The sequence below is a fragment of the Rhodococcus sp. WAY2 genome (assembly GCF_009859915.1).
Classification (GTDB): Bacteria; Actinomycetota; Actinomycetes; order Mycobacteriales; family Mycobacteriaceae; genus Rhodococcus_F; species Rhodococcus_F oxybenzonivorans.
In genome coordinates, this window is record NZ_CP046572.1 from 187,930 (window position 1) to 208,072 (window position 20,143).

The window sequence follows — 20,143 nt, forward strand, 5'->3', positions numbered from 1 at the left end:
CATGACCGAAGTCCTACGGTTCGAGAACAAGGTCGTCTTCGTGACGGGCGCTGCGCGTGGTCAGGGCCGGGCCGAGGCGGTGCGGTTCGCGCTCGAAGGCGCCGACGTCATCGCGATCGACGCCTGCACCGAGTTCGCCTCCACCCCCTATCCCGGCGCCAGCGAGGAAGATCTGGCGGAGACCGTGCGCCTCGTCGAGGCCACGGGCAGGCGCATCGTCGCCGCCGCAGCCGACGTGCGCGACTTCGACGCCCTGTCGGACGCTCTCGCGGACGGTATCGACCGGCTGGGGCGACTCGACGTGGTGGTCGCGAACGCCGGCATCTGCTCGGGCGCGCTGTCCTGGGAGATCACCGCCGAGCAGTGGCAGGAGACCGTCGATGTCAACCTCACGGGAACATTCCACACCGCCAAGGCGTCGATCCCCTACCTCATCGAGCAGGGCGAGGGCGGCGCGATCGTATTCACCAGTTCGGTGTCGGGGCTCAAGGGCACGCCGTTCACCGGCCATTACGTCGCCACCAAGCACGGCATCACCGGACTCGCGAAGACGATGGCGAACGAGCTGGGGGAGCACCGGATTCGCGTCAACACCGTGCATCCGGCGGGCGTCGACACCGGCATGAAGCTCAGCGACCTGCATCCGCTGATCAGCCGGTTCGCGTCCACTCTCGGGCCGATTTACATGAATTCACTGCCGTACACCATCCTCGCGCCCGAGGACGTCGCAGCCGTGGTGGCATGGGTGTGCTCCGATGAAGCGAAATACATCACCGGTGCTCAGATCCCGGTGGATCTCGGCAACCTCATTCGCTGATCTCTTTTCCGCCCAATGCCCCAGTGGCGCAGCTGTTCTGCACCACTGGGGCATTCGGCGTTCCCGAGGGGGATCAGACCGCGATGTCGCGGCGCAGCATCTTCCCGGTCGCGTTGCGTGGCAGGAGGTCGGTGGTGATTCGCCAGCGGGTCGGGACCTTGAAGTACGACAGACGTTCGGCCGCGTAGTCCCGCAGCTCCGCCTCGGTGGTCGTGGCACCGGGCCGTAGCACCACCACGGCCGACACCTCCTGTCCCAGATCTTCGTGCGGCGTGCCGATCACCGCGCACTCGAGGACACCGGGATGTTCGTCGAGGCACTGTTCGATCTCGGTGGGGTAGACGTTCTCGCCGCCGCGCAGGATCAGATCGGAGCGACGTCCCGTCAGCCGGAGCCGGCCGTTCTCGACAACGCCGTAGTCGCCGGTACGCAACCACCGGCCCGGTGCGATTGCCGCGGCGGTGGCGGCCTCGTCCTCCCAGTAGCCGAGCATCACGAAGGGGCTGCGCACGCACACTTCCCCTTCGACTCCGTCCGGGAGCCACTTCCCGTACGGATCGCGGATCTCCATGCTGACCGTGATGATGGGCCTGCCCAGCGTGCCCGGGTACTGCTCGAGTTCGGGGCCGGCGGCCACGGCGATGGCCGTACTGCACTCGGTGAGACCGTAGCTGTCCACCAGCGCGTCCCGGGCGAACGGCACCTTCTCCCGCAGCCGTTCCTTGAAGGCGACCGACGACGGCGCCGACGCCAGCGAGAACGCCGTCAGCGAGGACAGGTCGTACTTCTCCAGGTTGTCGTGTTCGACCAACCTCGACGCCATGGTGGGGACCGCACCCCAGTTGGTGACCCGTTCCCGCTCGATCAGGGCGAGCACGGCGTCCACGTCGAATCCGCCCTGATGCATGACGACGGCGCCGCCGGTGGCGAGCCGCGGCACCACCAGGTTGTGCAGGCTCGCGATGTGGAACAGCGGGGACGTCAGCAGGTAGCGCCGCGAGCTCGGGACGGCCGGGTCGGTGGGCGCACCCGTGAACTCGGCCACCACCGCGTCACTGAACCGGTGGTAGTCGACCACCGCGAGGATGTTGCGCTGCGAATGTAATGCGCCCTTGGGGCGGCCGCTGGTGCCACTCGTGTAGAGAATGGCGGCCGGATCGTCCTCGTCGACGTCCGTGTGGGGCATCGGGGCGCCCGCGTACCGGTCGAAGAGTCGGGGCAGATCGTCTTCCATGGTGAGAACCGGTATTTCGCTTCCGGCCGCGGCGAGCGTCTCGGCCCGCTTCGCGTCGGCGATGACGACGGTGGGGCGGCTGTGCGTCAGCCCGTAGTCGACCTCGCGCGGTACCCACCAGCCGTTGAGTCCCACGCTGATGGCGCCGAGCACCTGCGTGGCCCAGAAGGCGATCACCCATTCCGGAGTGTTGGCGGCGAGGATCGCGACCCGGTCCCCCTTGTGGACACCGTGCTCATCGCGCAGCGCGGTCGCGAGTGCCGCCACCGCCGCCGCGTGCTCGGTGTACGACAGCCGGCGGTCAGCGGTCACCAGGTAGTCCCGGTCTCCCCACTGCAACGAGGTGGCGAGCAGGTCGCCCACCGCCCGTCCGCGGTTCTTCATCACCGGCATGCGTGTGCCCAGTACGGGCTCCTCGACGATCTCGAACCGGCCACCGGGCCCGGTGAGGCGGGACATCACCTGATCCAGGTGCAGCTGTGGATCTGTAGGGGCAGTCATGGGGCCGGCCTTTCGTCCTCGGGCACTCGTACCGACACAAGATGGCACGCCGTGGCGGGGCTTCGGCCGTGGTTACCACTCACCGAGACTGGCCCGATCCGCGGTGCCTCCGCGCCGTTACGTTCGTCAGCGAATCGCAGCTGGAGGGACACCTAATGACCATAGATCTCGACCCGCCCACCGTGAAGGTCGATCCACTCGGGCCGGCCAAGCTCGGGCCGATCACTCTGCGCAATCGCGTCATCAAGGCCGCGACGTACGAGGGACTCACACCGAAGGGTCTGGTCACCGACGAACTGATCGAGTTTCATCGGCAGCCGGCGGCGGGCGGGGTCGGCATGACCACCGTCGCTTATTGCGCCGTCGCCGCCGACGGCCGCACGGCTCCCGGCCAGATCACCTGGCGTGACGATGCGATGCCGGGACTGCGGAAGCTGACCGACGCCATCCATGCGGAGGGGGCGGCGGTGTCTGCCCAGATCGGGCATGCGGGGCCGGTGGCCGGCGCCAAATACAACGGCGCCCCCGCGCTGGCGCCGAGCACCCAGTTCCGTCTGACGACGCAGACCTTGGCGCGAGCGGCAACCGTCGCCGACATCGAGCGGATCACCGCTCAGCACGTCGACGCAGCGAAGCGGGCCATCGAGGCCGGCTTCGATGCGATCGAGCTGCACTTCGGGCACAACTACTTCATCAGCTCGTTCCTGAGCCCCCGGACCAATCGGCGCAAGGACCGATACGGCGGCAGCCTCGAGAACCGTGCGCGGCTCGCCCGTGACACCGCGCGGGCCGTCCGCGACGCGGTGGGCGATCGGATCGCGATCCTCGCCAAGCTGAACATGGACGACGGTGTGCCGGGCGGTTTCTGGGTGGACGAGGCCATCCAGGTGGCGCAGTGGCTCGAGCAGGACGGCTCGCTCGACGCACTCGAACTGACGGCGGGCAGCTCGCTGCTGAATCCGATGTACCTGTTCAAAGGTGATGCGCCGCTGCGCGAATTCGCGGCCGCCATGCCCCAACCCACCAAGCTCGGCATCCAGCTCGTCGGCAAGCATTTCCTGAGGGAGTACCCCTACCGCGACGCCTACCTGCTCGACGACGCCCGTCAGATCCGTGCGGCCGTCACCATGCCGCTGGTGCTTCTCGGCGGTATCACCGGCAAGGCGAGCATGGACCTCGCGATGGAAGAGGGCTTCCAGTTCGTGGCGATCGCGCGTGCACTGCTGCGTGAGCCCGATCTGGTCAACCGCATCACCGCGGAGACCCACAGACCGGGTCTGTGCAATCACTGCAACAAGTGCATGACGGCGATCTACGGTGGCACCCATTGCGTGCTCCGGAAGCCATGACCACGCACACGCCGTCGAGAGGAGAGCTCGAGTTGGAACGCACAACGATCGCCCAGATGCTGCTCGACCGGTTGGGTGACGAACGGCTGGGAGTCCGCACCCGCGAGCAGGACTGGACGTGGGACGCGGTGGTCCACGAGAGCGCGGCGCGTGCTGCACTCGCCGCGTCGCTTCGGCGCGGCGGTCCGTTCCACATCGGTGTGCTGCTCGAGAACACCCCCGAGTTCCTGTTCTGGCTGGGAGGCGCGGCGCTCGGGGGAGCGACGATCGTCGGCATCAACCCCACCCGCCGCGGGGCCGAACTCGAGGCCGAGATCCGGTACGTCGACTGCCAGCTGATCGTCACGGATGCCGCGGGCAAGGCGCAGCTCGCCGGTCTCGACCTCGGATTGTCCGAGGACCGATTTCTCCTCGTGGACGATCCGATGTACGCGGATCGGGTGGCGTCCTGCCGGGTGGAGCACCCCGCAGCGGATCCGGCGATCGACGCCTCGACGCTGTTTCTGTTGCTGTTCACCTCGGGCACGACGGGCACGTCGAAAGCCGTGCGGTGCAGCCAAGGTCGCCTGGCGCGCCTCGCCTACTCCAACACGGTGAAGTACGGTCACGTGCGGGAGGACGTCGACTATTGCTGCATGCCGCTGTTCCACGGCAACGCGCTGATGGCGTTGTGGGCGCCCGCACTCGCCAACGGGGCCACCGTGTGTCTGCCGCGCAAGTTCTCAGCCTCGGGCTTCCTGCCCGACGTCCGGTTCTTCGGCGCCACCTTCTTCACCTACGTGGGCAAGGCGCTGGCGTACCTGATGGCCACGCCGGAGTTGCCGGACGATTCCGACAACACGCTCGTACGGGGTTTCGGCACGGAGGCCTCGCCGGAGGACAAGGCCGAGTTCGTCCGACGGTTCGGCGCCGAACTGTACGAGGGGTACGGCTCCAGTGAAGGCGCCGGCTCGGTGACGCTCGACCCCGCCGCCCCCGAGGGCGCTCTCGGCAGACCCGCTCACGAGAACATCGTCATCGTCGACCCCGACACCCTCGAGGAGAAGGCCCGGGCCAGGCTCGACGAGCACGGCCGCGTCCTCAACCCGGACGAGGCGATCGGTGAGATGGTCGACAAGGCCGGAGCAGGGCGATTCGAGGGTTACTACAAGAACGAGGATGCCGTTGCGGACCGCATCAGACACGGCTGGTACTGGACCGGTGACCTCGGCTATCTCGACGAGGAGGGGTTCCTCTACTTCGCGGGACGCAAGGGTGACTGGATCCGGGTGGACGGGGAGAACACCTCCGCGCTGATGGTGGAACGGATCCTGCGACGCCATCCCAAGGTGATCGCCACCGGCGTCTACGCCGTTCCCGACCCGCGGTCGGGCGACCAGGTGATGGCCGCCGTCGAGATGTCCGACCCCAGCGACTTCGACCCCGCGGACTTCGCATCCTTCCTCGCCGGCCAGGACGACCTGGGTACGAAGTCCGCGCCGCGCTTCATCCGCGTATCGACCGACCTACCCGTGACCGGATCGAACAAGGTGCTCAAACGTGCTCTGCAGGAACAGGGTTGGCGGTGTGACGATCCGGTCTTCCGGTGGGTGGGACGCGGCGATCCCGAGTACCAGGAAATGACCGACAGCGAGAAGACCGCGCTGGAGCATGAATTCCACACGCATGGGCGGCAACGGTTCCTGCACGTGTGACAGTCAGGGTGCCGCTCGAGTCCCGCGAGTGCCGCAGTGTCGGTCACCCTGCGAGCGGGTGACCGACACCGGATGTGGAGTGGGTTCGTCGGGCGGCGTCTACATCGAGGTGGGAAGCACGACGAGGATCCACGCGAGGATCGGTGCGACGAGGACGACGTAGCCGGTGTACTTGAACAGCGTACGTTGGAACTTGTCTCGGTCGGGGACCTGGGCGTTGGCGAGGACCATGACGCCGTTGCTCGACAAAGGGCTCACATCGACGATCACTGCCGAGAACGACACCGCGGCAACGAATCCGATGAGCCCGATGTCGCCCATCATCAGTAGCGGTGCCGCAAGGGGGAGGACGATGCCGAGCGTGCCGATGGACGAACCGACCGCGGACACTACGGCGACGGCGTAGCAGAGGATCAGTGCGGTCAGCAGCGGAGAGCCGAGGGAGGCGGCCGCGTCGCCGAGGAATTCGAGGGTGCCGTTGGCCTTGAGCACGCTCATGTAGGTGAGCATTCCGCAGACGAGGAGGACCGCGGACCAGGTGACGTTGTTGACGGCGGGCTTGTGCTTGTGCGGGGCGATGACGAGGAGGATCGCCGCGATGACCATCGAGCACACGCCGACGTCGATCTGGAACACGGCCGATCCGATGAGCAGGGCGACCATGCCGATCAGGGTCATGACGCGCAGCGGGGTGAACCCGGTGGATTCGATCTCCTCGAGCCGGTCCGATGTCGGGGTCGGTTGCGGTGCTCCGGTCGTCAGGACCATCGGGCCGGCGCCCGGCCGTGCGGAGGTGGCGTGTTGGCCGACGCCGGCGCCGGAGCTGACGAGGTCACCCCCACGCGGTCCCGGCGCCGGACTCTCGGCAATCGTCGGGCCGTCGGTGCGGGTGAGATCGTCGATATCGATCGTCTGGTCATCGGCGCGGAGCAGGTCACGGCCACGGACGAGGAAAAGCGCCAGGGCGAGCAGGAAGCTCAGTCCGAGGGGGATGACATACAGCGCGAGCGGGTTGGTGGGCAGACCGGCCGATTGAAGCCAGCCGTTGGTGAACGCCCCGTAGACGGTGATCGGGGAGAAGGCGGCACCGAGCACGCCGTGGCTGATCATCATGCCCATCAATAGGGGATCGATCTTGTACCGTTTGGCGATCGGCATGGCGATGGGGGCGAGCATTCCGACGGCGAGGACCGAGCCCATGGTCATCAGTCCGGCGCCGAGGAAGAACATCAGCCAGACGATGGCCCAGCGTTTGCCGCGGACTAGTTTGAGCGCCCCGGAGACGATCAGGTCGACGGTGCCGTTGACCCGGGCGATCCCGAACAACAGCGTGATCCCGACGATGATGGTGAAGATACTGCCGGGGAAGAACCCGAAGATGTCGTCCATGGGCATTCCCGACAACCAGCCGCCGATCACGAAGGCGGCGGCAAACGCCAGGACGCCCATGTTGATGGGTGTCATGGTGCCGATCGCGAAAAGCGCTATCAACGCCGCGATCGAGATGAAGTAGAGCATCGAGGTAACCCTTTCGGTGGTTGCCCGGTTGTCCGAGCACGCCTGCCGGGGATGAGCCGGGTAGCGATGAGCCGACTGCGGTGGCGCCGGATCCGCTGCCGGACCTCGGTGGCGCACCCGCGCACCGCTATTGAAGGGTGATGGCAGTCACAGAATCAACTCGTTCGAGGAGAAAGCATCCAGATGCTCAATCCCCGACATCCTCAATCCTTACCGAAGGACCAATTGCTCAGATTTTTTGCGCTGGGGCACGGAACCGTTCAGGTGTTCGGCGTATCGAGGACCAACGGCGCGAAATGACTGCACCGCATCATGAGTTCCTGCACCTAGGCTTCGGCGCGGAGCTTTTCCACGATAGGGACGGTCCGGGGCCAGATGCGCCGGCTCAGGACGATCTCGGACCGGGTGCGCAGCACGCCCTCGGTCTTCATCACCACCTGGAGCACTTCCTCGAAGTGTGAATTGTCCCGTGCGACGAATCGGCACAGGAGGTCTCCTTCGCCGGAGACGGTGTTGGCCTCGATCAGTTCCGGGACCGCGGTGAGCCGTTCCAGCGTCTCGTTGACCTGGCTCTGCGCGATGTGCACGTGCACGAACGCCATGACGGCGTAGCCCAGCGGTGCCAGATTGATCTGCGGCCGCCAGGTGACGATCACCCCCGCCTTCTCCAGCTTGGTGATCCGGGCCTGGGCGGTGTTGCGGGCGATGTTGAGTCTGCGCGAGTACTCGCGGACACCTGCGCGGGGTTCTTCGACGATGAGTCGAAGGATGTCGAGGTCGAGTTTGTCGAAGCCGTCCATCGGTAGTCCTGTCGTGAGGGTGGATTTTTGGTCCACATGCGCTTTTGGCCGCATCAGCGACGGCCAAAGTTGAGCACTTGGCAGCAATTTTTCGTTCTCGGTTTATCTCACGGTACAGGTTTGCTTATGTTGTGGGTCACATCGGACACGGAGTTGGCCGACGAGCGATCGCGGGTTACCGGAAGGGACAGGCACTGACCATGGGCTACACGCTTGCGGACAAGATATGGAGGAGTCACGTCGTGCGCTCCGCCGAGGGCGAGCCGGATCTGATCTACATCGACATGCACCTGCTGCACGAGGTCAACACCCCGGCCGCGTTCGCGGGCCTTCGGGAGGCCGGTCGCACCGTCCGCCGTCCCGACCTGACCCTGGGTACCGAGGACCACAACACACCCACCGACGACGTGGCGCGCACCATCAACGACCCGGGCGCGGCCGAGCAACTCGACCACATCCGGCGTAACTGCAGTGATTTCGGTATCGAGCTCTATTCGCTCGGTGACTCGGCCCGGGGCATCGTGCACGTCATCGGACCCGAGCTCGGGCTGACCCAGCCCGGAATGACATTGGTCTGCTGCGACTCCCACACCAGCACCCACGGCGCCTTCGGCGTCCTCGCGTTCGGAATCGGCACAAGCCAGGTCGAGCACGTCCTCGCCACCCAGACACTGCCGATGGCGCCGATGCAGAACATGCGTGTGGTCATCGACGGTCAGCTGCCGCCCGGGGCGACAGCGAAAGACCTCATTCTTGCGGTGATCGAGCAGATCGGGACCGGCGGCGGGCAGGGCTACGTCATCGAGTATCAAGGCGAGGCCATTCGTGCGTTGTCCATGGAGGGCCGAATGACGGTGTGCAACATGTCCATCGAAGCCGGTGCCCGGGCCGGTCTCGTCGCCCCCGACGAGGTCACCATCGAGTACCTGCGCGGCCGCGCGCACGTGCCATCCGGCGCCGCGTTCGACGACGAAGCCGAGTATTGGCGCACCTTCTACACCGACGAGGATGCTGTCTTCGACAAGGAAGTGCACATCGACGCAGCCACCGTCACCCCGCGGGTTTCCTGGGGGACAAATCCGGCGCAGTCGGTGCCACTCGACGCCACCGTGCCTGCCGCGTCCTCGTTCCTCGACCCAGTCGAACGTGCTGCCGCCGAACGAGCTCTGGCCTATATGCAGCTGACCCCGGGAACACCATTGCGCGACATCGAGGTCGATGCGGTGTTCATCGGCTCGTGCACCAATGGGCGCATCGAGGACCTGCGGGAGGTCGCCGCTGTGTGGAAAGGCAGGCACATCGCACCCGGTGTCGAGGTGCTCGTCGTCCCCGGGTCGGAGGCGGTCCGCGCCCAAGCCATCGAGGAAGGACTCGACGAGATCTTCGCCGCCGCCGGCGCCCCGCTGCGCTACTCGGGGTGCTCGATGTGCGTCGCACTCAACGACGACCGACTACGCCCGGGCCAGCGGGCCGCATCGACGAACAACCGCAACTTCGAGGGCCGCCAAGGGCGGGGCGTGCAAACGCACCTCGTCTCGCCCGCCGTCGCCGCCGCAACCGCGGTTACCGGACGACTGGCCGCGCCCGCAGACCTGGAGGACTGAGCACTGATGGACGCTTTCACCGAACACACCGGAATCGCAGCGCCCCTGCGTGTTTCCGATGTCGACACCGACCAGATCATCCCAGCACGATTTTGTGTCGGAGTGACCAAGGAAGGCTATGCGGACGCCCTGCTGCACGACTGGCGCCTCGACCCTGACTTCGTGCTCAATCAACCCGACTACCGAAACGCGACCATCCTGGTCGCCGGTCAGAACTTCGGTGTCGGATCGTCGCGCGAGATGGCGGTCTGGGCCTTGCAGAATTACGGTTTCCGGGTCGTGCTCGCCCCCCGCTTCGGCGACATCTTCCGCGGCAACTCCCTGAAGAACGGTCTGCTCACGATCGTTCTCGACCAGCGAGTGATCGACGAACTCTGGGACACGATCGAAGCCCGGCCCGAGTTGCCCCTCACCGTCGATCTCGTCCGACGGGAAGTGCGGATCAGCGGCGCGATCTACCAGTTCGAGTTGGACGACAACGCCCGCTGGCGGCTGCTCCACGGTTACGACGACATCAGCCTGACCCTGCGCGACGTCGAGGACATCGACGCCTACGAAACCACCCGCCGCGCCACCCTGCCCACCACATCCCGTCGTATCACCGCGGAGACCAGCCATGCCTGAGACCGACCTGACCGACACCCGCGCACGGATGACGGGCACTGTCCCGTCGTCGAAGATCCTCACCACCGAAATCCCGCGATACGCCGAAGACTATGCGTCCCGGTTGCTGTCGATCCCGGACACGGCGTCCGCGGTCGCCGACGCCCTGGACGAACTCGGCGTCGGTGCGGTGATCGATTCGACCGACCTCAACCCGGTGACGAACGATGCTCGCATGTGCGGCCCCGCGGTGACCCTCCGATATGTCCCACTCGGTGGGGATGTGACCGGGAACCGCGTGGCCGGGCGCGGCATCACCTTCGGCGACCGGGACCTCTACGGTCTGGGCCGATCGGGTGACGTCGCCGTCATGGATTGTTCGGGGTCGCGATCCGGTGCCGTGATGGGCGCACTGTCCGCTCGGTGGGCTGTGAAGGCGGAGATGGGCGGATGCGTCGTCGACGGCGCGATCCGCGACACCGCGTCCATCATCGCGAGCGGGCTGCCGGTCTGGAGTACCGCACGACGGCCCGCCGCCGCGCGCTACCGCTACGAGACGGTGCAGATGAACGGGCCGGTCTCGTTGTGCGGTCACCTGGTGAACCCCGGCGACTACCTCGTCGCCGACATCGACGGGGTGTGCGTGATCCCGTTCTTCGACGTCCCGCGGGTCGTCGACTACTGCGAGAACGCCCACCGAACCGAGGTCGCCTTCATCGAACGAATAGATGCAGAATCGACTTTGGAAGACCTCGTCGCCGGAGTCACTCCGGGTACCGCCCCCGTCTGACTCGCGCCGACCACATCACTCGAAGGAACACCGCCTTGTCCTCCACCGTGCACACCCGTCCGTCCACGTTCTCGCTCGACGACCGCTACGTCCTCGAAGAGGGATCGATCTATCTGACCGGCATTCAGGCGTTGGTCCGCGTGCTGCGGGACAGGGCAATCCTCGACCGCCGGCGCGGCCTGCGAACCTCGTCGTTCGTCTCCGGTTACGAAGGCTCACCCCTGGCCGGATACGACCTCGAGATCGCCCGCAAACGCAGGATCCTCGCCGAATACGACGTCGTGCACCGGCCGGGCGTCAACGAAGAACTCGCCGCCACCTCCGTACTCGGCAGCCAGATGGCACCGCAGATCGGGCATCTGCGCTCAGACGGTGTGACCGGGTACTGGTACGGCAAATCGCCCGGACTCGACCGAGCCTCCGACGCCATCCGCCACGCCAATCTGGTGGGTACCGACCCGCGCGGCGGCGCGGTCGCGCTCGTCGGCGACGACCCGGGCGGCAAATCGTCGAGCCTGGCGTGCGCATCCGAGGTCGCCATGGCGGATCTGCTCATCCCCACCCTCTACCCGGCCGATTCGCAGGAGGTTCTCGACTACGGGCTGCATGCCCCGTTCCTGTCCCGGTTCACCGGACTGTGGTCGGGGCTGAAGATTGTCACCGCGGTCGCCGACGGCGCGAGTTCCTCGGTGGTGCACCCGGATCGGATCGACCCCAGCTTCGGCGACCTCGGACCGAGCACCTACACCCCGAACGCCAACCTCGTCGGACCCAACCTGCTCACCCTCGAACGCAGCCAGTTGATGGACCGGCTACCCCGCGCCCTCGACTACGCGCGCATCAACAGACTTAACGAGATCGTGCAGTCCGGAGCCGATGATCGCATCGGGATCGTCACCTCCGGCAAGACGTATCTCGATCTACGCGAAGCACTCTCGACGTTCGGGCTCGGACCGGCCGAACTGCGCCGGTACGGAATCCGGATCCTCAAGCTCGGCATGATCTACCCCGTCGACCCGGAAATCGTGCACCAGTTTGCCGCAGGGCTCGGCGAGATCATCGTCGTCGAGGAGAAACGGGCCTTCCTCGAGACCGCGATCCGCGACATCCTCTACCGACGTGCCAACGCCCCCATGGTGATCGGCAAGACCGACCCGAACGGCAAATCCCTGGTCAACGTCTTCGGGGAACTCGACGCCGACCTGATCGCCAATGCACTGAGTCGCCGACTCGGTGACGAGTACGGCATCGAACCGGTCCAACAGTGGAAACAACGCCCCAAGTCCTCGAAAATCGCGCTGCCGCTGCTGAACCGCACTCCCTACTTCTGCTCCGGATGCCCCCACAACTCCTCGACCAAGGTGGCCCCCGACTCGCTGATCGGCGGCGGCATCGGCTGCCACGCGATGGTGATGATGATGGACGACAAGCAGGTCGGCGACGTGATCGGGTTGACCCAGATGGGCGGCGAGGGCGCCCAGTGGATCGGTATGGCCCCGTTCCTCGAGGAAAACCACCTGATCCAGAACATCGGGGACGGCACCTTCATGCACTCGGGCAGCCTCGCGTTGCGTGCCGCCGTCGCCTCCGGCGAGAACGTCACCTATAAACTGCTCTACAACGCCACCGTCGCCATGACCGGCGGCCAGGACCCGGTCGGCGCCATGCCGCTGGACCAGATCACCCGCTTACTCCTCGCCGAGGGCGTCAAGAAGGTGGTGGTCACCACCGAAGACCGCAAACGCATCAGATCACTGAAACTGCCCAAGGGCGTCGAGATACGCGACCGGGACGACCTCGTCGACGTGCAGACCGAACTGGCGACGATCCCCGGGGTCACCGTCCTGGTGCACGACCAGGAATGCGCCGCCGAGAAGCGCCGCAAACGCAAGCGCGGCACCCTGCCCACCCCCACCACCCGGGTGATGATCAACGAACGCATCTGCGAAGGCTGCGGTGACTGCGGGGAGAAATCGAACTGCCTGTCGGTGCATCCCACCGACACCGAGTTCGGCCGCAAGACCACGATCCACCAATCCTCCTGCAACCTCGACTACTCCTGCCTCAAAGGTGACTGTCCCTCCTTCGTGACCATCACCCCCGGCCCCAAGGAACAGCGCACGCCCGTCCCGGCCATCGCGGCGGATCTGATCTCCGATCCCGAAGTGCCGGCGATCGACGGCCAGTTCGGGATGCGGATCATGGGTGTCGGCGGCACCGGTGTCATCACCGTCGCGCAGATCCTGGCCACCGCCGCCGTGATCGACGGCAAGTTCGTCCGCAGCCTCGACCAGACCGGTCTGGCGCAGAAGGGCGGCGCCGTGGTGTCGGATCTGAAGATCAGCGCCGAACCCCGCGAGGGCGCCTCGAAGATCGGCCAGGGCCAGTGCGGTCTCTACCTCGGCTGCGACTCCCTCGTCGCCACCGATCCCAACAATCTGAAGGTCGCGAACAGCTCCGGCACCGTCGCCGTCGTCTCCACCACCGAAATCCCCACCGGACAGATGATCGTCGACACCGCAGTGCATTTCCCGGAACTGAGCACGATCCGCACCGCCATCGACGACGCCACCGCGCGTGCGATCTACCTCGACCCCGCCCTGCTCGCACGTGAGCTGTTCGACGACGAGCAGTACACCAACATGCTTCTCATCGGCGCCGCATTCCAGACCGGTGTCCTCCCCATCACCGCGGCCGCGATCGAGCAGGCGATCACCCTCAACGGTGTCTCGATCGAGGCGAACCTGCAGGCGTTCCGCCGCGGCCGCCAGGCCATCGCCGACCCCGACGCTCTCACCGCCGCCATCGACGGCAATCGGCGGGTAGTGTTCGAACCCGCAGCTCCGTCCCCTCGAGCTGTGGCCCTCGCCGGCACGGTCCGGGCGTCGGTCGATTCCGAACTCGCCCGCATCGTCGGACTGCGCACCGCCGAACTCATCGACTACCAGGACGCCGACTACGCCCGCGACTACGCCCAGTTCGTGGAATCGGTACGCCGGCGCGAAGCCGCGTCGGTCGGCGGGTCGACCGCACTGACCGAGGCGGTCGCGAAGAACCTGTTCAAGCTCATGGCGTACAAGGACGAATACGAAGTCGCACGCCTCGCCCTGGATCCGGCCTTCGACGCCGCGATCAAAGACACTTTCGGCAAGGGTGCGAAACGGTCCGTGCGGCTGCACCCCCCGATGCTGCGAGCGATGGGCATGAAGAACAAGCTCTCACTCGGTTCCTGGATCAACCCCGGATTTCGGACACTGCACCGAATGCGCAAAATCCGCGGCACCAAACTCGATGTCTTCGGCTACCACCACATCCGGAAGATGGAACGGGAGCTGATCGCCGAATACCGTGACACCATCGAGCAACTCCTGCGCCTGCTCACCCCGCGCACCCTCGGTGCTGCGGTACAGATCGCCGAACTGCCCGATCTCATCCGCGGATACGAACAGATCAAGGTCGCCAATGTGCAGACCTACCACCAGGAACTGGACAAGCTCGTGAAGGCGTATTCGGAGACAACCCGCGTCGCCAAGCAGGCCGTGTGACATCGACATCGGCCGACGCAGACACAGACCGAAAAGGAACAAGGATGAGAAAGTACGTCCCGTCCTGGCACGACGACGAAGTTCGGGCACTGTCCGACCTCGCTGCCGGATTCTTCGAACGCGAAGTGGTCGCCCACAACGAGAAGTGGGACGCCCAGCACCGCATCGACCGCGACGTGTGGATCGAGGCAGGAAAGCTCGGATTGCTCTGCTGCTCCGTCCCGGAGGAGTACGGCGGCGGGGGCGGCACCTTCGCGCACGATCTCGCCGTCTTCGACGCCCAGGGTTACGCCGGCGACCTCTCGTTCGGTATCTCCGTCCACTCCGGGATCGTCGCCCACTACATCCTCGAATACGGCACAGCCGAACAGAAACATGCTTGGTTGCCGGGCATGGCCACCGGCGAGATCCTTGGCGCCATCGGCATGACCGAGCCCGGGGCAGGTTCTGATCTGAAGGCGATGAAGACCACCGCTGTCCGGGACGGCGAGGCGTATGTGGTCAACGGATCGAAGACGTTCATCACCAACGGCGCGTCGGCCGATGTCATCGTGCTGGCGGTCAAGACGGACCCGAGGGCCGGCGCCAAAGGCGTGTCGCTGCTGATCGTGGACCTGCGGGACTGCCCCGGCTTCGAGGTGGGGCGAGTGCTCGACAAGGTCGGTCAGCGCGGCGCCGACACCGCCGAGCTCTCTTTCACCGACGTACGGGTCCCGGTATCGAACCTGCTCGGCCAGGAGGGGCAGGGATTCGGGCAGCTGATGGCGCAGCTGGTGCAGGAGCGATTGATTATCGGAGCCCAGGCATCCGGTGCGATGCGTCGGGCAGTGGAGGACACCGTCGACTACACCAAATCGCGACAAGCATTCGGGCACAGCCTTTTCGACTTCCAGAACACAGCGTTCGAACTCGCCGAGTGTCAGACCATCACCCGCACCTGCGAGGTATTCCTCGACCACTGCATCACCGAACACCTCGCCGGGCAGCTGGACCCCGAGGAGGCGGCGATGGTCAAGTACTGGCTCACCGAACAGCAGTGCGCTGTCATCGACCGCTGCGTCCAGCTGCATGGCGGCTACGGATACATGCGCGAATACCTGATCGCCCGGATGTATGAGGACGCCCGCGTCCAGAAGATTTACGCCGGTGCCAACGAGGTCATGAAAGCACTGATCGCGCGCGCACTCTGATCGTCCCCGGTAAGGCGTGTCAACGAATCACATCTGTTCCCTTCGGTGTCGTGTCGGCCATGTTGCCGCCGCGCTGGTCCGCGAATTGCCGCCGGTACGCGGAAGGGGAAATCGCGAATGCTGCGGCAAATCTCTGCCGAAGGGTCACGCTGCTCCCGAAGCCGCATTTCGCGGCTATGGAGTCGATTCCCCAGTCGGTTGTTTCGAGTAATGCCCGAGCTTCTTGCAGGCGGTGTTCGAGTATCCAGCGTGCTGGGGTCGTTCCGGTGGATTGCTGAAAGTGACGTACGAAGCTGCGTCTACTCATCCGCGCCTGGTCGGCGAGCCGGTCCACGGTGAGCGGCTCGTCGAGATGGCTGAGTGCCCATTCCTGCACTTCGGCCATGGTCGTGTCGGATACCGGCTGAGCCAGGGGGCGATCGATGTACTGTGCCTGCCCTCCTTCCCGGTGAGGGGCGACGACCAGGCTACGTGCAATCCGGGTAGCGACGGCAGACCCGAGGTGTTTGCGAACCAGGTGTAGGCAGGCGTCGATTGCCGAGGCCGTCCCCGCCGAGGTAAGGACGTCACCGTGATCGATGTAGAGCACCGAGGAGTCGACCTTGCTGCCGATGCTGCGTTCAGCGAGTAGCGGCATCACCTCCCAATGCGTGACCGCGGAACGTCCTTCGAGCAGGCCGGTGTCGGCGAGAGCGAAAGCGCCCAGGCACAGACCGACAATGGCAGCGCCGCGGGCATGCGCGGACGTGATCGCAGTCTTCAACTCGTCGTTGACCGGTGTGAGGGACTGAGGCCAGGAAGGAATGACGACGATGTCGGCCCACTCGACGGTGTCCGGCCCTGCCACCTCGCCGATCGGGTATCCCTCGATGGTGCGAACGGTTCCTGCACGATCCGACCACAATCGCGTCTGCCAGTCGGGTGCGAGCCCGAGGCGGCCCACCTCGCCGAACACCATCAACGGTGCCGCCAGGTGGAACATCGTGATGTCGTCGAACGCGTAGACAGCGATACGCATGATGCCTCCGAGGTTGGCCTGATCCCATCGAAAGTATGCATCCATGCCACTCGTAGAGGAAACCGATGTGCCGAACACTGAGACGGGTCGCGTCCACACCATGGCGGCGCGACGCCATCAACGAAGGAGCAACTGATGACTGCACCCCGCCGTGCCCTTGTCGTCGTCGATGTCCAGCAGGAGTACTTCGAGGGACCACTCGAGATCCAGCACCCACCGCGTGCGGAGTCACTCGCCAACATCGTGAACGCTGTGGAGACTGCCACCGCGCGTGAGATTCCGGTTCTCGTTGTGCAGCATAAGATGCCGCAGGGCGCCCCCGTTTTCGTCGAGGGCACAAAGGGGTGGTCGCTGCATCCGGAGATCGAACGGCGCATCGATCCGGCTACCAAGCGGGTGCACAAGCAGTACGGGAGCGTGTTCGCCGGTACGGATGTGGCGCAATGGTTACACGCGCACAATGTCGACACCATCACGATCGTCGGGTACATGACCAACAATTGCGATCTCGCCACAGCGGTGGAGGCCGAAGGGCTCGGGTTCGCCACCGAAATCCTGTCCGACGCCACGGGTGCCATCAATCTGGCCAACGAGGCCGGCACGATTTCCGCTGAGTCCCTGCACACGGCACTGATCGTGTTGCTGCAGTCGAACTTCGCTGCCGTGTCGACCACTGCACAGTGGATCCAAGCGCTGACGTCGGACTCGGCGCTGCCCAAGAGCAACTTGGTGCAATCGGCCATCGACGGACGCTCGGCGGTCGCCCTCGCCTGACGGGAGTGGCAGGCGAACGTGCGTGCAGCCAGCCGGATTGGTGCTCAGATCCGCGCTGGTGGCCGCCGGCCAGGGTGACGGACTGCCGATCCGGTGCGCTGGGCCGACGTGCGCGGTCCCCGCGGGCGCGGACTGGGGGAGACTCCGAGAACGGCCAGCGGGCCACGCTCGTCGTCCGGGAGTGCGTCGGCCCGCCACTTCTTCACCGCCCGATAGAGCCACTGACCGACCTGCTCCCCGTCCGCTGTGACGTAGTTCGCGGGAACCAGTGCGTTTCCGTGCTCTTCGCGGTACGCGGCGATTTCGGTGAGCATTCGCCGCCGCTTGCCGTCGATCCGGGACACGGTCGGCAGAGGGGTGTCGTCGTCGCTCCACACGAACCCGATCGCATCGAGTTCCGCAATGCGGTGCGGTGGCAGGGTGCCGAGCATGCGCGCCACCCTCTGGCGGTGTTGCCAACGACCGAGGTGGAACCCACTTTCGGTGACGTAGTCAGCCGGGATCGCGGTGTGAGGGTGTTGGCGGCGGAAGTCGGCGTAGAGCTGCACAGGGGAGGAGGCGGGCTGGTTCGCTGGCATCGGAATCGCACCCTTCCGGAGGCTCTCACACGTAATGGGGATTGTCATCACGTCAAGTATGTCCACCAGTTGGACGATGTAGCAAGACAGTTGGCCCCCTGTGTTCGCTGTGTCGGTGAGTATCGGTGTCGGGTCGGGTCGGCACTACGACCGAACGCAAGCCTTCCGAACCGGGCGCGTGGGCGACCGACCGATCCACACCGTCATCTGGCGAGCAAGCGCCACAGGGGAATTAGGTGGTCGAACTGTTTGCCAGCGCCCGGCGAGGAATTTCGCCGGGCGCTTCAGGCAATCGATCGGTGGTACTCGACGTGATCACGGGGTGACGATGGTAAAGGCCGGGTCGGGGGCGTCGGTCAGTTCGACGATCCTGGTGATGGCTGTCGCGTCGCCGTCCATCGTGATGGTGTCGGTTCCGGATCCGGCCAGCAGGCCGAGCAACTGTGGCTTCGTCAGCTTCACCACGAGGTCGGCAGGATCGGACCGCTTTGTCGGGTAGTGGATCAACACGCCGTTCGACAACTCCATGCGGTAGGTCTCGTCCACATCGGTGAAGTGCCAGCGGATCGCCGCCGTCACATCCCAGGCCCGCGGACCGTCGATGCGGATCGCGATGCTGTCGAAAATCTGCGTGATGGTGAGCGCGGTGGCCATGCCTGCCGCACTGACCTCGGCCGGATGCGGCGGCCCATCGACCTCGCTTGCGCCGACGAGGAAGTTGTTCCGCCACGTCGCGCACTCGGAGCCGTAGCCGAGTCGGGTCAGCACGTCGGTGAGCACTTCTTTGGCGCCGGCGTGATTCGGCTCGGCGAACACCGCATGGCTCGCGAGTTCGGCGGCGAAACGCAGATCGCCTTCGTCAGCGAACTCGCTGGCCTTCGCGACGGCGGCATCGATTCCACCGATCGCACGGACGTAGCGGGCGCCTGCCGCCTCCGGGGGGTGCTGCCACAGGTGCGCCGGGTTGCCGTCGTACCAACCGAGGTAGCGCTGATAGATCGCCTTCACATTGTGGCTGACCGAGCCGTAGTAGCCGTGGGTGTGCCACGCCGCGTCCAGAGCGGGCGGCATTGGAAAGTCTTCAGCGATTTCGGTGCCCACCTGCCCCTGGTTGAGACGGCGCAGCGTTTGATCGTGAAGGTAGGCGTAGAGGTCGCGCTGTTCGGTGAGGTACCCGATCAGGTCATCGGTACCCCAGGTCGGCCAGTGGTGCGAGGCGAAGGCGACGTCCGAGTCGTAGGCGAACATCTCGATCGCCTCCGTGAGGTACCGCGACCAGTTGCGTGCGTCGCGCACCTCCGCGCCCCGCAACGTCAGCAGATTGTGCAGATTGTGGGTCGCGTTCTCCGCCAAGCAGAGCGCGCGATGGTCGGGGAAGAAGAAGTTCATCTCCGACGGGGCCTCGGTTCCCGGCGTCACCTGGAACACCATGCGGACGCCGTCGAGCGTCTCCTCCTGCCCCGTGTGGGTGATATCGAGCGTGGGTGCGAGCAGTCCCACGGTTCCGTTCGATGTGCTGGGCCCAAGGCCCGCCCCCAGGGTGCCTGTTGCGCCGACGGGCAGCACGATCCCGGTGTGGAACATGCCGCGCCGCAGCATCGCACCGCCGGCGTAGACGTTCTCGGAGACCGCGTGCTCCAGGAAATGCTCGGGCGCGACGATCGGCACGGTGGTGTCGGCGTCGACGACACCGAGTACGCCACCGAAGTGGTCGATGTGAGAGTGGGTGTAGATGACAGCGGTCACCGGGCGGTCGCCACGATGCTCGCGATACAGCGCGAGCCCGGCCGCGGCGCACTCGGCGGAGACCAACGGGTCGATCACAACCACCCCGGTCTCGCCCTCGACGAGCGTCATGTTCGACAGGTCGTAGCCGCGGATTTGATAGATCCCCGCGGTGACCTCGAACAGTCCGTGGATCGCAGTCAACTGTGCTTGGCGCCAGAGGCTCGGGTTCACCGTGTCGGGACAGTCACCGGTGGTCGCCGCGGCAAAGCCCTTGGCGTCGTAAACCACCCGGCCGTCACCGGCGCGGACCTGCGCAGGTTCGAGCACGGCGACAAGACCACGGTTGGCATTGTCGAAATCGGTGCGATCGGCGAAATCGGCGGACATCGGCACTCCTCGC

15 protein-coding genes are annotated in these 20,143 nt (G+C 65.7%); 9 read left to right on the forward strand and 6 right to left on the reverse strand.

The features are described from left to right. The first annotated feature begins 1 nt into the window (after position 1). On the forward strand, positions 2-817 hold the full coding sequence (locus GFS60_RS00865) for a mycofactocin-coupled SDR family oxidoreductase (RefSeq protein WP_159918575.1): 816 nt from the start codon (positions 2-4) through the stop codon (positions 815-817). Between the two features lie 73 nt (positions 818-890). Here GFS60_RS00865 and GFS60_RS00870 read toward each other — a convergent pair whose 3' ends face one another. After that, entirely contained in the window at positions 891-2,552 is a 1,662-nt protein-coding gene (locus GFS60_RS00870) for a class I adenylate-forming enzyme family protein (RefSeq protein WP_159918576.1), read from the reverse strand. 155 nt (positions 2,553-2,707) lie between these two features. Between GFS60_RS00870 and GFS60_RS00875 the strand changes: the two genes are divergently transcribed. Together GFS60_RS00875 and GFS60_RS00880 are read left to right on the forward strand one after the other, a co-directional pair. Then, a complete protein-coding gene (locus GFS60_RS00875) occupies positions 2,708-3,901 on the forward strand; it encodes an NADH:flavin oxidoreductase (RefSeq protein WP_159918577.1) in 1,194 nt (397 codons plus the stop codon). After that, positions 3,898-5,595 carry an AMP-binding protein gene (locus GFS60_RS00880; protein WP_159918578.1) on the forward strand — a complete coding sequence of 566 codons (1,698 nt, stop codon included), beginning with the start codon at positions 3,898-3,900 and terminating at the stop codon, positions 5,593-5,595. Before GFS60_RS00875 ends, GFS60_RS00880 begins: the two co-directional genes overlap by 4 nt. A 99-nt stretch (positions 5,596-5,694) precedes the next feature. On the opposite strand, the gene GFS60_RS00885 is transcribed toward GFS60_RS00880, so the two are convergent. Together GFS60_RS00885 and GFS60_RS00890 are read right to left on the reverse strand one after the other, a co-directional pair. Next, positions 5,695-7,113, reverse strand: a complete 1,419-nt coding sequence (locus tag GFS60_RS00885) for an SLC13 family permease (RefSeq protein WP_159918579.1) — start codon at positions 7,111-7,113, stop codon at positions 5,695-5,697. 326 nt (positions 7,114-7,439) lie between these two features. Next, the gene (locus tag GFS60_RS00890; RefSeq protein WP_159918580.1) at positions 7,440-7,913 is read right to left on the reverse strand and encodes an Lrp/AsnC family transcriptional regulator; all 474 of its coding nucleotides are present in this window, start codon (positions 7,911-7,913) and stop codon (positions 7,440-7,442) included. 200 nt (positions 7,914-8,113) lie between these two features. Between GFS60_RS00890 and leuC the strand changes: the two genes are divergently transcribed. From leuC to GFS60_RS00915, 5 genes are read left to right on the forward strand one after another with little or no spacing between them, the layout of a single operon-like run. After that, the gene (gene leuC / locus GFS60_RS00895) at positions 8,114-9,517 is read left to right on the forward strand and encodes a 3-isopropylmalate dehydratase large subunit (RefSeq protein WP_159918581.1); all 1,404 of its coding nucleotides are present in this window, start codon (positions 8,114-8,116) and stop codon (positions 9,515-9,517) included. A 6-nt stretch (positions 9,518-9,523) separates the two neighbouring features. After that, the gene (gene leuD / locus GFS60_RS00900; protein ID WP_159918582.1) at positions 9,524-10,141 is read left to right on the forward strand and encodes a 3-isopropylmalate dehydratase small subunit; all 618 of its coding nucleotides are present in this window, start codon (positions 9,524-9,526) and stop codon (positions 10,139-10,141) included. Further along, the gene (locus GFS60_RS00905) at positions 10,134-10,910 is read left to right on the forward strand and encodes an RraA family protein (protein ID WP_159918583.1); all 777 of its coding nucleotides are present in this window, start codon (positions 10,134-10,136) and stop codon (positions 10,908-10,910) included. The genes leuD and GFS60_RS00905 overlap by 8 nt, the downstream gene beginning before the upstream one ends. Positions 10,911-10,957: 47 nt before the next feature. Next, positions 10,958-14,455 carry an indolepyruvate ferredoxin oxidoreductase family protein gene (locus tag GFS60_RS00910; protein ID WP_236603540.1) on the forward strand — a complete coding sequence of 1,166 codons (3,498 nt, stop codon included), beginning with the start codon at positions 10,958-10,960 and terminating at the stop codon, positions 14,453-14,455. Positions 14,456-14,499: 44 nt separating this feature from the next. Beyond that, positions 14,500-15,645, forward strand: a complete 1,146-nt coding sequence (locus GFS60_RS00915; RefSeq protein WP_159918585.1) for an acyl-CoA dehydrogenase family protein — start codon at positions 14,500-14,502, stop codon at positions 15,643-15,645. A gap of 19 nt (positions 15,646-15,664) precedes the next feature. Here the strand turns inward: GFS60_RS00915 and GFS60_RS00920 are convergent, their stop codons facing one another. Further along, positions 15,665-16,708, reverse strand: a complete 1,044-nt coding sequence (locus tag GFS60_RS00920; RefSeq protein WP_159918586.1) for a GlxA family transcriptional regulator — start codon at positions 16,706-16,708, stop codon at positions 15,665-15,667. Between the two features lie 90 nt (positions 16,709-16,798). Between GFS60_RS00920 and GFS60_RS00925 the strand changes: the two genes are divergently transcribed. Continuing rightward, positions 16,799-17,437: an isochorismatase family protein gene (locus GFS60_RS00925; protein ID WP_159918587.1), complete on the forward strand. Its 639-nt coding sequence runs from the start codon at positions 16,799-16,801 to the stop codon at positions 17,435-17,437. 44 nt (positions 17,438-17,481) lie between these two features. Here the strand turns inward: GFS60_RS00925 and GFS60_RS00930 are convergent, their stop codons facing one another. Next, positions 17,482-18,015 (reverse strand): helicase associated domain-containing protein, encoded by a 534-nt coding sequence (locus GFS60_RS00930; RefSeq protein WP_159918588.1) that lies wholly within the window; start codon positions 18,013-18,015, stop codon positions 17,482-17,484. A 315-nt stretch (positions 18,016-18,330) separates the two neighbouring features. Continuing rightward, a complete protein-coding gene (locus GFS60_RS00935) occupies positions 18,331-20,130 on the reverse strand; it encodes an alkyl/aryl-sulfatase (RefSeq protein ID WP_159918589.1) in 1,800 nt (599 codons plus the stop codon). Positions 20,131-20,143: the final 13 nt, after the last annotated feature.